General features: G+C 73.4%; 10 protein-coding genes. 4 read left to right on the top strand and 6 right to left on the bottom strand.

Annotated elements, in window-relative coordinates:
• The first annotated feature begins 329 nt into the window (after positions 1–329).
• Positions 330–2048, top strand: a complete 1719-nt coding sequence (cydC, locus tag OP04_RS32685; RefSeq protein ID WP_085066954.1) for a thiol reductant ABC exporter subunit CydC — start codon at positions 330–332, stop codon at positions 2046–2048.
• 601 nt (positions 2049–2649) lie between these two features.
• Here the strand turns inward: cydC and OP04_RS32680 are convergent.
• Positions 2650–4179 (bottom strand): MFS transporter, encoded by a 1530-nt coding sequence (locus tag OP04_RS32680; RefSeq protein WP_063746725.1) that lies wholly within the window; start codon positions 4177–4179, stop codon positions 2650–2652.
• Between the two features lie 144 nt (positions 4180–4323).
• Positions 4324–4641 (bottom strand): PadR family transcriptional regulator, encoded by a 318-nt coding sequence (locus OP04_RS32675; RefSeq protein WP_033343737.1) that lies wholly within the window; start codon positions 4639–4641, stop codon positions 4324–4326.
• A 160-nt stretch (positions 4642–4801) separates the two neighbouring features.
• On the opposite strand from OP04_RS32675, the gene OP04_RS32670 reads away from it, so the two are divergent.
• From OP04_RS32670 to OP04_RS32660, 3 genes are all read left to right on the top strand, one after another.
• Complete coding sequence (locus OP04_RS32670) at positions 4802–5791, top strand: DNA primase (protein WP_085066939.1); 990 nt, start codon at positions 4802–4804, stop codon at positions 5789–5791.
• Positions 5792–5828: 37 nt separating this feature from the next.
• The gene (locus tag OP04_RS32665) at positions 5829–8249 is read left to right on the top strand and encodes a hypothetical protein (RefSeq protein ID WP_033343736.1); all 2421 of its coding nucleotides are present in this window, start codon (positions 5829–5831) and stop codon (positions 8247–8249) included.
• Between the two features lie 210 nt (positions 8250–8459).
• On the top strand, positions 8460–9620 hold the full coding sequence (locus OP04_RS32660) for an ABC transporter substrate-binding protein (RefSeq protein ID WP_198154054.1): 1161 nt from the start codon (positions 8460–8462) through the stop codon (positions 9618–9620).
• Positions 9621–9771: 151 nt separating this feature from the next.
• Here OP04_RS32660 and OP04_RS32655 read toward each other — a convergent pair whose 3' ends face one another.
• The 4 genes from OP04_RS32655 to OP04_RS32640 form a co-directional block, all read right to left on the bottom strand.
• Positions 9772–10344, bottom strand: a complete 573-nt coding sequence (locus OP04_RS32655; RefSeq protein WP_033343734.1) for a GTP-binding protein — start codon at positions 10342–10344, stop codon at positions 9772–9774.
• Positions 10345–10360: 16 nt separating this feature from the next.
• Positions 10361–10738, bottom strand: coding sequence for a DUF742 domain-containing protein (locus tag OP04_RS32650; RefSeq protein WP_033343733.1), 378 nt, complete (start codon positions 10736–10738; stop codon positions 10361–10363).
• Positions 10739–10848: 110 nt separating this feature from the next.
• The gene (locus tag OP04_RS32645; RefSeq protein ID WP_033343732.1) at positions 10849–11253 is read right to left on the bottom strand and encodes a roadblock/LC7 domain-containing protein; all 405 of its coding nucleotides are present in this window, start codon (positions 11251–11253) and stop codon (positions 10849–10851) included.
• On the bottom strand, positions 11250–14762 hold the full coding sequence (locus OP04_RS32640) for a sensor histidine kinase (protein ID WP_085066953.1): 3513 nt from the start codon (positions 14760–14762) through the stop codon (positions 11250–11252). Before OP04_RS32640 ends, OP04_RS32645 begins: the two co-directional genes overlap by 4 nt.
• Positions 14763–14808: the final 46 nt, after the last annotated feature.

The following is a 14808-nucleotide window of genomic DNA, read 5'->3' as shown; positions in this document are numbered from 1 at the left end:
CCTCGGGCGGCAGCCCGGCCCTGCGCGGCAGACCGTCCGCAGGTGGCAGCGCTGCCGCGCGCGGTGCCCCTGCTGTAGGTGACGGACCGGCCGTATCCGGCAATCCCGACATCGACGGTGGTCCTGCCACAGCCCGTGGACCAGCCGCAGGCGGCAGCCCTGCTGCGCGCGGTGCTCCCGCGGTAAGCGGCGGACCGGCCGTATCCGGCAATCCCGACATCGACGGTGGTCCTGCCGCAGGAGGCGGACCGGCTGTAGGCGGCGATGCCGCTTCCGCCGGTCGCACGCGCAGCGCCCGGGTGCCACGGCCGGAGGCGGTCGTGCTGCGGATGGCACGGCCCTACCTGGGACGACTGATCGGCGCCGGGCTGCTGGCCGCCGGGACCGAGCTGGCCGGGCTCGCGCTGATGGCCACCGCGACCTGGCTGCTGATCACCGCAGCCGACATGCCGCCGCTGCCGGTGCTGACCGTCGCCATCGTCGCCGTGCGCGCGCTCGCGATCGGGCGCGGCGTGCTGCGCTACACCGAGCGGCTGGCCAGCCACGACGCGGTGCTGCGGCTGCTCACGGACGTACGCGCGCGGGTCTTCGGCGCGCTCGCCGCCCGCCGCTCCCCCGAGCCCGGCGCGCACTCCGGTGACGCGCTCAGCCGGCTCGTCTCGGACGTCGACGCGGTGCAGGATCTGCTGATCCGCGTGGTGGTACCGGCCGCGGCCGCGGTCTGCGTGGCCGTGCCGGCGCTGGCCACCACCGCGTTCATCGCGCCGCTCGCCGCGCTGCCGCTCGCGCTCGGGCTGCTGGTCGCGGGCGTGCTGCTGCCGGTGGCCGCGGTCGCGCTGACCCGGCGTACCGCGGACCGGATGGCGCCGATCCGTGGCGAGCTGGCCGCGGACGCGATCGATCTCACGCACGGCGCGGCGGACCTGGCCGCGTACGGTGCGACCGGCGACGCGCTCGCCGCCGCGTCCGCCCGTGCGGACGAGCTGGCCCGGCTGGAACGCCGCCTGGCGCTGACCGGCTGGGCCGTGGACGGCGCGGGCGTGCTGGTGTCCGGGCTCACCGCGGCCGCGGTGCTGGCGGCCGCGCTGCGCACGGACGCGAGCGGCGCCGAGGTCGGCGTGCTCGCGGTCGGCACGCTGGCCGCGGTCGAGGCCACGCTGGCGCTGGTGGTGTCCGCACGGCAGTGGGCGCAGCTGCGCGGCGGCCTGGCCCGGGTCGCGGAACTGCTGTCCGCGCCGTCGCTGTCGGACGCCCCGCCCGGACCCGCCCGCGACGTGCCGGACCACGGCGCCGGGCTGGTCCTGCACGACGTGGTGGTCCGCTACCGGGCCGGCGACGCGCCCGCGCTGGACGGCGTGGACCTGGCGCTTCCGGCCGGTGCCCGGATCGCGATCGCGGGCCCGAGCGGCGCAGGCAAGAGCACGCTGCTCGCGGTGCTGGTCGGCGCCGTCACGCCGGAGTCGGGCGAGGCCACGCTGGACGGGGTGCCGATCTCCGCGTACCCGGAACAGAAGCTCCCGCGCCAGGTCGGCGGCCTGCTGGCCGAGGCGCACGTCTTCCACGCGGGCGTCCGGGAGAACCTGCTGCTCGGCCGCGACGCCGCGGACCCGGAGGAGCAGGCCGCCGCGATGCGCGCCGCGGACCTGCTGGACTGGGTCGGCGAGCAGCCGGACGGCTGGGACACGCTGGTCGGCGAGGACGGCGCGAAACTCTCCGGCGGCCAGCGGCAACGGCTGGCGCTGGCCCGCGCGCTGCTCGCCGCACCGCGCCATCTGCTGCTGGACGAGCCGACCGAGGGCCTGGACCCGCAGGCGGCCGACCGGGTGCTGCGGCAGGCGCTGGACGCGCTGCCCGCCGGGACCGCGGTGCTGCTGGTGACGCACCGGCTGCGCGGCCTGGCCGGCTTCGACGAGGTGCTGGTCCTGGACCGGGGCCGGATCATCCAGCGCGGCCGGCACGAGGACCTGGTGCGCCGGCCCGGCTGGTACGCGGACACCTGGCTGGCCCAGGAGGCCGCCGAGCGGGGCTACCTCGCGGTGGCTCCCTGAGGCGTCGCTCGGCGCACGGCCCGCGTTGCCGGCCCGGTCCACGCTCGACGCATGCCCACGTGGCCGGCTCGATCCGCGCTCGACGCATGCCCACGTGGCCGGCTCGATCCGCGCTCGACGCATGCCCACGTGGCCGGCTCGATCCGCGCTCGACGCACAGGCCGCGTCGCTGACCTGATCCGCGAGGCACACGACAGCGTGGCGGGCACGCGTCGCGCTGACACCCGGACCCGGACTGGCGCGCACGCGTCCGTGCGGGCTGACGGCCCGGACCCGGCTTGGCGCGCACGCGTCCGTGCGGGCTGACGGCCTGGACCCGGCCTGGCGCGCACGCGTCATGCCGACGCACGGACACGGCCTGTCGCGGTCCGCGCACTCGGCGTGCGCAATGCGGTCAAGGCGAGGGCGGCGCGCGGCTGCGGACGGCGACGATGACCGCACGATCACCTTGAGCGGCCGGGGTGACTCATGGGCGCGGCAGGAAGGAGGCCGCCGGCGTACCCTCGCGGCTTGAAAGGCTTTTGAGGGACGTGAGACGGCTCAGGCGGGCCTCCGCGGGACGCGACGGACCGCCCAAGCCGGGAATGGTTTTCGCGACGCGTCAGCGGTGCACGGCGGGGCGGTCGAGGCGGCCGGCCGCGGCGGTGACGGCACGGCCGCGGCGGCCGGTGCCGAGCGAGATCAGCGTGCGTCGGCCGCGGGCAGGCTGCTCGGTGACGTGAGCGGTGCCGGGCGGGCGCACGAACGCGCCGGGACGGCTCGGACCGGGATGCGTGGACCCGTGCGGGGCCGGAGCACCGTGCGAAGCAAGAGGACCGTGCGGAGCCAGAGGACCGTGAGCTGCCGGGAGCGCACGCCGGGCCTCGCCCGGTGGCGGGAAGACGATTCGCGAGCCCGCCGGAGCCGTCGACGGCCGCTGCGCCGGGACCACGGGGGCGACCGGGCCGGCCGCGCGGGAGAGGCGGGCCAGCACGAGCGCGCCGATCAGCGCCGCCGCCGTCGTGATCACGCCGGCCACCGCGAGCGCGCCCCGGGCGCCGATGGTGTCGGCGAGCCGGCCGAGCGTGGGCGCGCCGACGATGCCGGCCAGCGAGGAGACCAGCGCGAGCGAGGCCAGGACCCGGCCGCGCATGTCCTCGCGGGTGTCGAGCATCACGCGGGTGCCGACGACCGTGTCGAAGACCACCGCGCCGGCCGCGATCGGCAGGATCAGCAGCGCGAACGTGAGCAGGCCCGGGGCGGCCGCGGAGAGCAGTTGCAGCGTGCTGATCAGCGCGGCGGCGCCGGCCAGCACGCGGTAGCCGGCGCGCCCGGTGCCGGCCACGAGCAGGCCGCCGAGGACCGCGCCGGCCGCGAAGACGGTGGAGACGATGCCGTAGCCGCCCGCGCCGCCGCCGAGCGGGCCGGCGACCATCGCGGCCATCGTGACCTGGTAGTTACGGCCCAGCCCGCCGATGACGAACGCGAGCACCATGACGACGAGTACGACCGGCTGGGTGGCGAGGTAGCGCAGGCCGGACAGCACGCCGCCGCCGGTGGACGAGGCGCGGGCCAGCGGGTACATCTCGGCGGGGCGGATCAGCGCGAGCGCGAGGATGACGGCGCCGAAGCTGGCCGCGTTGATCGCGAAGAGCACGCCGGGGCCGGCGAGGCCGATCAGCACGCCGCCGAGCGCCATGCCGAGGATGCGACCGGCGGAGCCGAGCACGGAGCCGAGCGCGATGGCCGGCGCGAGCGCGTCCCGGGAGACCAGTGCGGAGCCGAAGCGGCCGAGCACCGGGACCTCGATCGCGCTGATCACGCCGGAGAGCAGCGCGACCAGGTAGATCGGCCAGAGCGCTCCGGCGCCGGCGGCGGCGACCAGGAGCAGGGACAGCAGCGCGCGCACGGCCTGGCTGGTCAGGAGCACCGGGCGGGCCGGGAGCCGGTCGGCGAGCGCGCCGCCCCAGCTGCCGAGGATCAGGACCGGTGCGGACTGGAGCAGCACGATGACGCCGGTCGCGGCCGCGGAGCCGGTGGCGCTGAGCACCAGCCAGTTCAGGCCCAGCACCTGCATCCAGGTGCCGCCGACCGAGACCAGGTCGGAGGCGGCCCAGAGCCGGTAGTTGCGCTCGCGGAGCGGGGTGAGCATCGGGCGGGCACCTCCTGTGAAAGCCGGTAACGGGCTTTCCTTCGGCGGGCCGCCTCCTGTCCTGCGGGCGGGGCGCGGGAGGCAACGCGATGGCAACGCCCGCCGGACGACCGGAGACGTTCATCACGTGAGAAATGGGACGCGCTACCCGCCCAGGAAGCGCGCGATGGTGCCGCTCAGCTCCGCCCAGCTGGCCCGTTCCCCGGCCAGTGCGTGCCGGCCGGCGCCGGTCAGGCGGTAGGTGCGCCGGTCACGGCCGTTGACGGTGCTCCACTCGCTCTCCACGTGCCCGGCGCGTTCAAGACGGCGCAATGCGGGGTAGATGGTGCCGGTGGGCAGGTCGAGGGTGCCGCCGCTGCGCGCCTTCAACGCCTCGATGATGGCGTAACCGTGCAGCGTGTCCCCTTCCAGGACGGCGAGCAGGAGCGCGTCGAGGTGGCCGTGCAGCGAATGCGCCTTCACAAGTAGCTAGGCTACTAATGGAGCCCGGCTTTCCCACAGGACCGGGGTGAGGCGTTCACGTTCATTCACGGCACACTAGGGTGTCCTGTGCGCGACGTCACCGATCTGGCTGCCTGCATCGCCGCAGAGCGCCGCACACGAGAGCTATACGGAGGTCACCGTGGCCGCCCAGACGCCCAACCGGCAGGATGCCGACGAGCCCGAGACCGGTGTTGCCGACGAGCCCGAGATCGGTGCTGCTGACGAGCCCGAGACCGGTGCCGTTGACGATGCCGGGACGAGTGCGGCGGACGACGGCGCCGACGACGAGGTGACCGCCGAGGCGGACCGTGCGCTCTGGGAGGAGACGAAGGTCGACCCGGTGTCGCTCGCGCTCCCTTCCGGCGTGGGTTACACGCTTCGCGCGTACCGGCTCTCCACCGAGGTCGCACCGACCGAGATCGAGGCCGCCGACGATGACGACGACCCCTTCGCCGCGCGCACGCGCCGGCTGGAGGAGGACGACGAGTCGTTCGACGACGACGAGGACGGCGAGGTCGTCATCCTCGACGAGAAGGCCAAAGAGCTCTTCGAGGCCGCCGAGGCGGACGAGAAGTCCGGCGCCTCGGACGACGAGGATGACAAGAAGGACGAGCCCGAGGCGGAGGAGGAGAAGGAGGACGCGGAGGAGATTCCGGCCTTCCTCACCCACAAGGGGAAACTTCTCCTGTTCAAGAGCCCCGAATCGCTTGTCGCTTTCGTCCGTTCGGGTGCTCCGCACGACCTCGCTCAGCTCGATACTTGGGATACGCTGGCCGACCGGCTCCAGCCCGCGGACGTGGTGCCGCTGGAGGAGGACGCCTACGAGCTGGACCTGGTGGTGGAGAACCTCCGGGGTGGCGCCGACACGTGGGACCTCGATCTGCTGATCGAGGCCGGCGAGGCTGCGCGCGACCTGGGCTACGCTCTGCGGCTGGCGCCGGTGCTGACCGCGCTCTCACCCGGGTCCCCTCTGGACGACCTGGACGAGGCGCTGCGGTCCGCGTCGAAGGGTGGCATCGGCGGCTTCATGGGCCGGCGTCGCCTGAAGCGCATCGGTGCGCAACAGGCCAGTCTCGGCTGGCGCACCATTATCGGCAAGATCTCTGCTGTCGTGGACTGGCGCGACTGACCCTTTACGGGGAGCATCAGTCTTCGGCACGCGACATGTGTCCTGGGAGGAGGACGACGCCGTGGCGCTCGTGCGGGTGTACTGCGGTTTGGCGTCGGCGGATTCGTCCGCTCGCCGGTCAGCCGAGGGCCAGACCCTCATGGTGGCCGTGGTGGACGACGCCGGCCGCCGGCTGCACGTCTCCGGGATAAGCGACGACGCGGCCGGCTACGCCCGGCTCAGCGCGCTGCTTGCCGAGCGTGCCAGCGGCTCCCCCAGCGTGTCGGTCGCCGCCGACAGCGACGACCTCCTGGTGACCTCGCTGCTGACCGCGGCGGGGCGCCCGCTGGCCGTGGCGGACGATGACGACGCCGACGACTTCGCCGAGCGTTTCGCGGACGACCAGTCGGTCGAGGAGATGCAGTCCTCCCCGGAGGCCCGCCGGGCCGTCGGGCTCGCCCGCGCGTTGCAGGCCGGCGCGCTGACCGCGATAAACGTGGCGCCGCCGGCCAGCCTGATGGGCTACCAGCCGGTGCTCAACGCGCACGCCGCGCTCAGCACCGGGCGGCACGCGGCCGCGGTGGCGCTGCGCGAGGTGCTGCGCGAGCTGTACCCCGCGGCCCTCCGGGCGTACCCGGATCCCGCCGAGCCGCTGGCCCTGGCCGTCCTGGCCGCCGTCCCCGAGCCCGGTGGGCTCGGCGGCGGCACGCCGGGCCGGGGCCGCGAGATCACCGCCTCCACCGAGACGATCGCCTCCCAGATCGTCGCGGACGGCGTCGCACCCGCGGAGCACGTCCACGCCGCGATCACGGCACTCCAGGTCTCGATCAACGAGGCCGCCCGCCGCGGTGTCAACCGCGCGCTCGCCCCCACGGTCGCGGAGACGGTCCGGCACGCGGTCGCGGCCGTCCGTGCCTGCGACGTGGCCTGCGAGACGCTGGTGGCCACGCTCGCGTCCCGGCTCACGACGCCCGCGCCGATCAACGGCCGCATGCTGGGCGGCGCCCCCGCCGAGCAGGCCGCGCCCGGCCCGGTGCCGATCCACCCGACTCGCGGCGGAGGCGCGGCGGCCGCCATGGGCAGTCGCCGGGCCCGCATCGCGGCTGCGGCCGGTGAGGCCGCCGCGCCGCAGCCCGCCTCGGCACCGCCGCTGCAGCAGCGCCCGCCGCTCTCCCCGGCCGCATCCGTGGACCTGAACGGGCCGGACACGTCGCTCAGCCCGCTGAGCCGTCCGGACACGTCCTCGATCCAGCTGGACTCCACCACGGGGGCGTACCGGCGGGTCGAGCCCGGGGTTACCCGCTGGGCCGCCCGCGACAACACCGGCGAGAACACGCCGGTGAGCCCGGCCGGCCGTCGCCCGGACAGTCTGGCGAACCGGCCGGTCTCCGCGCCGCCGCCTCCGCCGCCCGGTCTCACGCCGATACAGCCCGGTGTCCGGCCCGGTCCGAAGCCGCCGACGCGCTCGCAGAGCCCGGCCGATTCCGGCGAGCCGTTCCGTGCGCCGCTCACCACGGCCGCGATCAACAACAGCCGTGCCGAGCACCGGCAGCGCATCTCGCAGCTGGTCTCGCGGGACGACGAGCAGGCCGGCCCCACGGTCAACACACCGCCGCCGGCGTCCGGCGGGGTCACCGACATAAGGCTCGGCATGCCGCCGGCGCGGACCTCCCCGCAGATGCCGCAAATGCCCCAGATGCCACAAATGCCGCAGATGCCCGAGCCCGGTTCGCGAGCGGCCTGGCCGACGAGCCCGGATGCCGCGGAGGAGCGCGCCCACACCGGCGAGCAGCAGCAGGTGCGCGGCCCGTCGGGCCCCGGCGCGCCGACCATGTCCGAGACGATGCGGGTCCGCCCGCCGTGGCAGTCGGACGACCTGCCGCCGGAGCCTCCGGTGCTGCGCCTGGTCGAGGGCTCGCCGCGCGGCGACCGCGGCGACAACGGATACACGCCGCCGCTGCGCCTGGTCGACACCGCCCGCCGCGCCTCCGGGCCGGACGCGCTGGACATGACCACCCCGCTGCCGGTCTCCGAGGGCGACAACGACCTGCTGATCTTCTCGGCGACCGCGTCCGCCTGGTTCACCGGCCGCGACGAGGACGCCGAGGCTACGCCGGAGCTCGAGTGGGCCAGCCTCGCCGACCAGGGCTGGCAGGCCGCCGAGCAGGCGGCCCGCCCGGCCGTGGGCGCCGAGACCGGCGCCGGCCTGCCGAAGCGTGTGCCGCAGGCCAACCTGGTGCCCGGCTCCGCGCTGCGCGAGGAGCGTCCGCTGCGCGTCGTCCGGGACGCGCAGTCCCTGGCGGCGAACACCACCGGCTACTTCCGCGGCTGGCGTCGCGGGCAGGAGATCGGCGGTTTCGCGGTCGGCGGGCGTCCGGGCCGGGAGGCCGCGGGCGGCTGGGACTTCACCCGGGACCAGGGCGACATCCAGAACGACGACGAGGACTACGAGTTCCGCCCGGCGACTTATCGCTCTTAGTGTCACTTTGAGTAGTTCTGCACATCTGCACGCTGACCTGCGTGTCATTGGCCACATGTCGGCCTATTGACTACAGGGCGTGATTGCAAGCACGATTCTGCTGGGGGCGTGGCGGCTCCACATCCCTTGTCGCCACCCCGTGGCGAAAGGCTTGGAACCATGCTCAACCGCACCGTTGGCGTGCCCACCATCACGCGGCGGGGCCTTCTCGTGGCGACCGCTTCCGTCTTCACCGCGGCCGCCTGCGGCACCGGCGACGAACAGACCGGCCCGAAGACGGCCTCCGTCACCGATCTCGTCGTCGGCGGCATCCTGGAGCGCACCGGCACCGGCGCCGCCATGGGCGAGCTGCAGGCCCGCGCGCTGGAGCTGTTCCAGGCCCAGGTCAACGCGGACGGGTTCCAGGTCGGCAACCAGCGCCGCAAGCTCCAGCTGAAGCTGGTGGACAGCGGCGGCGACCCGGCCAAGGCCGGCGAGCTCGCCACGCAGCTGGCCAACCAGGAGGGCGTCAACGCGTTCATCGGCGGCACCGTGCCGGAGACCTCCACCGCGATCTCCGACGTCGCCCAGGAGCTCCAGGTGCCGTTCCTGTCGCTCGCCTCCGCGGACGACATCCTCACGCCGCTGTCCGAGCGCACCTACACGTTCAAGGTGACGCCGGACGCCCGTGACGTGGCCCAGGCCCTGTCGAACGAGCTCAAGCGACAGAAGATCGCCAAGGCGTCGATCCTGGCCGGCACCGGCCGGCACGGCGACGCCGGCGTGCGGCACACCGGCTCCGCGCTCGCCGGGCAGAGCATCACGCTCGGCACCACCACCCGGCTGCCCGCGGGCGATCAGGACTTCGCCGCCGCGGCCGCTGAGGCGGTCAAGGGGCGCCCGGGAGCGGTCATCATATGGGCGATGTCCCCGGACGCCGGAAAGGCCGCCCGTGCGGTCCGTGCGGCCGGTTTCACGGGCAAGCTGTTCTTCCCGCCGGAGGCGGTCACCGAGGAGACGCTCTCGACGGACAACGCGGACGCGGTCGAGGGCGCCTACGCGATCAGTCCGGGCTCGCTCGGCAGCTCGTCGCTCACCGAGACCGGCTCCGAGGGCCAGCGCCGCCGGGACCTGATCCGGTCGTACGTGACGAAGTACGGCTCGTTCAAGGGCTTCGCGCCGTACGCGGGCGACGGCATCAGCCTGCTGGTCCAGTCCGCCTACCTGGCCAAGAGCATCGACCGCGGCCGGCTGCGCGCCTACCTGGAGCGGTCCACGCTGGAGGGCATGGCCGGTGCCTACGCGCTCACCACGATCCGGCACGGCGGCATGGAGGCCGGCTCGCTCGGCGTCTTCACCGTGAACCTGAACGCCTGGGTCCGCACGGCCTGACCGGCACGCGCAGACGCCCCGTCCACCGGCTCGGTGGGCGGGGCGTCTGCCTGTCCAGGCTCACATTCAAGAAAAACCTGCAGGGGTACGGGAGTGTCCCGTACCCCTGATGGGTCTTCCGGCGTTGGTCCGGTGGGACCTTATGCCACCCCTACGCCGGCGCGACGGCACGCGAACGGCGCATCGACAGCACGTACTCCACGAGGGAGATCAGCACGTGCTTCGTCGACTCGCGGTTACGCGCGTCGCAGCTCACGACCGGGATCTCGCTCGAGATGGCGAGGGCGTCCCGCACATCCTGAGCGTTGTGGTACTGCATCCCGTCGAAGCAGTTGATCGCGACCAGGTAGGGCAGCCGCCGGTGCTCGAAGAAGTCGATCGCCGCGAAACAGTCGGCGAGCCGGCGGGTATCCACCAGCACCACCGCACCGATCGCGCCACGCACCAGCTCGTCCCACATGAACCAGAACCGTGTCTGACCCGGTGTACCGAACAGGTACAGGATCAGGTCCCGGTCGATCGTGATACGACCGAAGTCCATGGCGACCGTGGTGGTGGTCTTGCCCGGCACCTGCGGGGTGTCGTCCACGCCCACGCCCGCCGACGTCATGATGGCCTCGGTGGTCAGCGGAGTGATTTCCGAGACCGAGCCGACCAGCGTCGTCTTACCGACGCCGAAACCACCGGCGATTACGATCTTCGCCGATGTCACGCGCCCGGCCATAGGGCGGTGCGCCGCGTCAGAGCCTGCGAAGTCCACTCAGCACCCTCTCCAGCAATTCCGTGCCCACCGCGTCGTTCGCATCCTCCAGGGACGTCGGCTCGTACACCGCGACCATGCCCTCTGCGGCCATGTCTGCGATGAGGACCCGAGCGACCCCGAGCGGAAGTGACATCCGCGCGGCGATCTCCGCGAGTGACTGCAGCCGGCCGTCACACAGCGCGGCTATGTATTGATGCTCTCGACCTTGTCCGCCGTTGTTGGCACCGGCGGACCGGCCCCGCACCGTCGTCTCAATCAGCGCTTCGAGTGCGATCTCCAACCGTGGCCGGGTCCGGCCTCGGGTAACGGCGTACGGCCTGACCAGCGCGCCGGTCGGCTCTTCGCGTTCGGCCATCGTCGCCGTTCACCCCCTCTGTTTCCTAGAAAGCGGTTCCAAGATCGCGGTAACCCGTCGCATTTACATCCTGCAACGGCCGGCTCGCACCGGCCGTCGCCTTGGCCTAACTAGCCAACCATCCCTGCTGCGGTGCGCGGAGCCGGGGTCAGGGCATCGCCCACCCGGTCCACCAGCAGAGCCATCTCGTACCCGACCTGACCGACGTCGCAGCTGCGCGCGGCGAGCACGGCGAAGGACGAGCCATCGGAGATCGACATCAGGAAAAGGAACCCGTTGTCCATCTCCACGACCGTCTGGAGCACCGCGCCGCCCTCGAAGCAGCGGGCCGCGCCCTGGGTCAGGCTGACCAGACCCGAGGCGATCGCCGCCAGCTGGTCGGCCCGGTCCCGCGGAAGGTCACGGGACCCGGCGAGAAGCAGACCATCAGCGGATACGGCGACCGCATGCGCGACACCCGGAACGCGGTCGGCGAAGTTCGCCAGCAGCCAACCCAGGTCCTGCGTTGTTGTCATCCCTCATGCTCCTTGCCAGCCTGCGAGGATTGCTTCCCGTCCAATGTTCCCTCTGAACCGGTCGGGTTGTCCGAAGGACCCGTCCGCCCGCGCTGGACGCCCCGGTGGTAGGCGGACAGCAGCCCGCGCACCCCCTCGGGCGACCGCTTGTTGACGGTCGGTGTTGCCTTCTCGATTCCACCAGGAACGAGCTGTGCCATCGGCTTGCGCTTCGGCAGGCCCGCCTGGGTGGTATCAGTCGCCGTCTCGCCCGCCGCCGCCGCGACCGAGGCGGCGGTGCGCCACCCGTCGTCGGCCGCGGTCCGCCAGCTGGCGGGCTCGGTCGAGATCCGCTGTGCGTTGCCGTCGCCCGCGGGCACCGGCCGGGAGGCCAGCGGGTCCGCGGAGCGCGCGCCGGGGGTCGGCAGACCCCGCGACGTGGTCGCCAGCTCCGGCTTCTTGGTGTCGAGCGTCCCGTACTGCTCGGTCGGGGCGCTCGTCGCGGCCGCCGGGGCCGGCGTGGGCGCGGCACCGGTCGGGCCGGTGGCCGGCTTGCCGTCGTCGACCCGGGTGCGGAACCACGCGGACTCCAGCTCCCGGAAGATCGGCAGCTCCATCGTCTCGTCCACGACCGGCTTCGGCGCGGCCTGCGGGGCCGGCGGAGCCGAGGCGGGACGGGCGATCGGGCCCGGCACCGGCATGGCCGACACCGGCACCGAGGTGACCGGCGGCACCACGTGCGACGACCGGGGCGCGGGCGGTGCCGCGTTGTCCGGGCGGTAGCGCGGGATCTCGGCGGTCAGGTCCAGCGAGGACGCGAGCCGGTCCGGCACGGCCGGCGGGTTGTCCGCGGGCGCGATCGGCGGCCACACCGGCGGCGCCGACGAGGACGGGCCGTTGGCCGGCGGTGCCGAGGCGACCGGCGGGACGGAGAGCGGCGGGACGGCGCCACGCTGCTGCTCCGGGCTCACCGGCTTCTGCCGCGGGATGGTCGGCGACGCCGGCCCGGCGTAGTCGTCCAAGGGCATCGGCTCGTCGGTGCGCGGGCGCTGAGGCAGGCCCTCGCTCCGGTTGCCGCCGGTGCCGAACGCGTCGGTCGCACGACCGTTGCGCGGGCCGCCGCCGTTGCCGTTGCCGCCGAAGCCGTTGAAGCTGCCGAAGCCGTTGTTCCCGTTCGGCGCGCCGCCGCTGTGCGACCCGTTGGTGCCGCCGCCGCTGGGTGCGGCGCCGGTCAGATCGGACCAGGCCGGCATGGAGCGGGACGACGACGGGCCGCCCGAGGTGGGCGCCGGGTCGTTGCCGAACCCGGCGAAGGACTGCGGGAGCTCGGTCGCGAAACCACCGAGCGACGGCGCGGACTCGCGCTGCGACGGCGGACGCCCGTGGCCGCCCGGCTCCAGCGCCAGCGGGGAGCCGAAGCCACCGCCCTGGCCGCCACCACCGAACGCGGGCGCCTCCTGCCGCGCGCCACCGACCGCGGCCGGGGCCCGGCCACCGGAGACGGCGGCGTGCGACATCAGCACGCCGGCGGGGAGCGCGACGTCGGCGACCGTGCCGCGCTCGTTGCCGGGACGCAGCTCGACGCGGACGCCGTGCCGGGCCGCCAGACGGGCGACCACGACCAGGCCCATCATCCGGGAGACCGTGACGTCCACGGTCGGCGGACGCTGAAGCCGCTCGTTCAGGTCACGCATCTGGTCGACCGCGATGCCGATGCCACGGTCCTCGACGTAGAGGACGGCGCGGTCACCGACGATCCGGGCCTCCACCATCACCTGCGAGTCCGGCGGCGAGAACGCGGTCGCGTTGTCGAACAGCTCGGCGACGAGGTGCACGAGGTCGTTGACGGCGTGCGCCGCGATCTCGATGTCCTTGTCGATGTTGCCGAAGTGGATGCGCGTGTAGTGCTCGACCTCGGACTGCGCGGCGCGGAGCACGTCGATCAGAGCGGCGGGCTCGCGCTGCACACGGGTGGAGTCGGCACCGGCGAGGACCAGGAGGTTCTCGTCGTTACGACGCATTCGGGTGGCCAGGTGGTCGAGCTGGAAGAGCTCGGCCAGCCGGTCCGGGTCCTCCTCGCCGCGCTCCAGGCGGTCCAGGTGACCGATGAGCCGGTCGACCAGGATCTGGGAGCGCCGGGCGAGGTTGACGAACATGGTGGAGACGGACGCGCGGAGCACGGCCTGCTCGGCCGCGGTGCGCACGGCCTCGAGGTGGACCGCGTTGAACGCCTCGGTCACCTGGCCGAACTCGTCACGGCTGCGGACCGGCAGCGGCTCGGCGATCTGGTTCGCCACCTGGACCGGGGACAGCTGCGCGGAGATCGCGGGATCGCGGAGCCGGGCGACCGCCTGGGGCAGGCCGTACTGCGCGACGGAGAGCGCGCCCTGGCGCAGCTCCCGCAGCGAGCGGGCCATCGACCGGGCGACGAGCCAGGCGAAGAGGATCGCCAGGAGGAGCATGCCGAGCAGCACGCCGGTCTCGACGAGCACCCGGCGCTGGACCTCGTTGCGCGTCTGGGTGGCCAGGTCCACGGTCTCGGTGTCGAGACGCTGCTCGACCTTGCGCATCAGCGCGTTCTTGCCGGCCATGCCCTCGTCCCACTGCTGGGGCGTGAAGCCGAGCGCGCTGATGTCACCGTCCAGGTTGGCGCTGATCTTGTCGGTGTTCAGCGTGGCCTCCCGCAGATCCGGGCCGGCCACCTCCTGACGCCGGAAGTCGCGGTCCTCGCGGGTGGCGACGGTCTCGAACGTGGCGCCGGCCTGCTGCTGGCCGGTCAGCGTCGCGATGTAGGACTCGCGGAGCTTCGGCGTGATCTCACCCTGCGCGAACGCGTCGTGCACGATGACGCGCTGGGTCGAGACGTACTCCTTCTCCAGCGCGAGCGCGGCGCTGGCGCGCATCCGGTCGCTCAGCGCGGTGCTGCCGGCGAGCTGGGACGCGGACTCGCGGATCCGCAGGAGGTCGTCGACGAAGATGTCGTAGCTGCCCATCGCCTGGGACAGCTGCAGCGAGTTGTTGCTGACCTGGCTGCGCGTGGCGGGGAGCTCTTCGAGGCTGGCGTCCGCCGCGTTCAGCAGGGCCTCGAAGTTGCTGTCCTCCTGCGCGAGGTCGGTCAGCAGGGTGCGCTGCTGGGAGTAAGGCTTCTTGGCGGCGTCGACCAGCGAGTGCGTCTGGTTGAAGGCCTCGAGCAGCTTGGCCTTCTCCTCCCGCTGCTGATTCGGCGTGCTGAGGAAACGGGCGGCAGCGGCGCGCTCGCTCTGCAGGGTGTCGACCAGCTCACCGGAGAACTGCTCCAGCTGAGCGATCGTCCTCGCCTGGTCGGCGGCCCTGGCCTCGTCGATGTGGTCGATGAGACCACTTGTCCCCACGACGATCGTGGCCATCGTCGGCACGATCATGATCAGTCCGAGCTTGGACCAGATCGGCAGGTCGCGGAGCCGGCTGCCAGGCCATCGGAGACGCGAAGAGACGGCGGACTTCCCCGCCTTCTTCTTTGGCTGCTCGCTCACGTCACCGCCCCTCAGCATCCGCGCCACCCCGAGTGGGTGGCTGCCGAACATAGTTCGGCCCGGG

Source organism: Catenuloplanes japonicus, assembly GCF_000717135.1.
Taxonomy (GTDB): Bacteria; Actinomycetota; Actinomycetes; order Mycobacteriales; family Micromonosporaceae; genus Catenuloplanes; species Catenuloplanes japonicus.
This window is presented reverse-complemented; position numbering and strand designations above follow the sequence as displayed.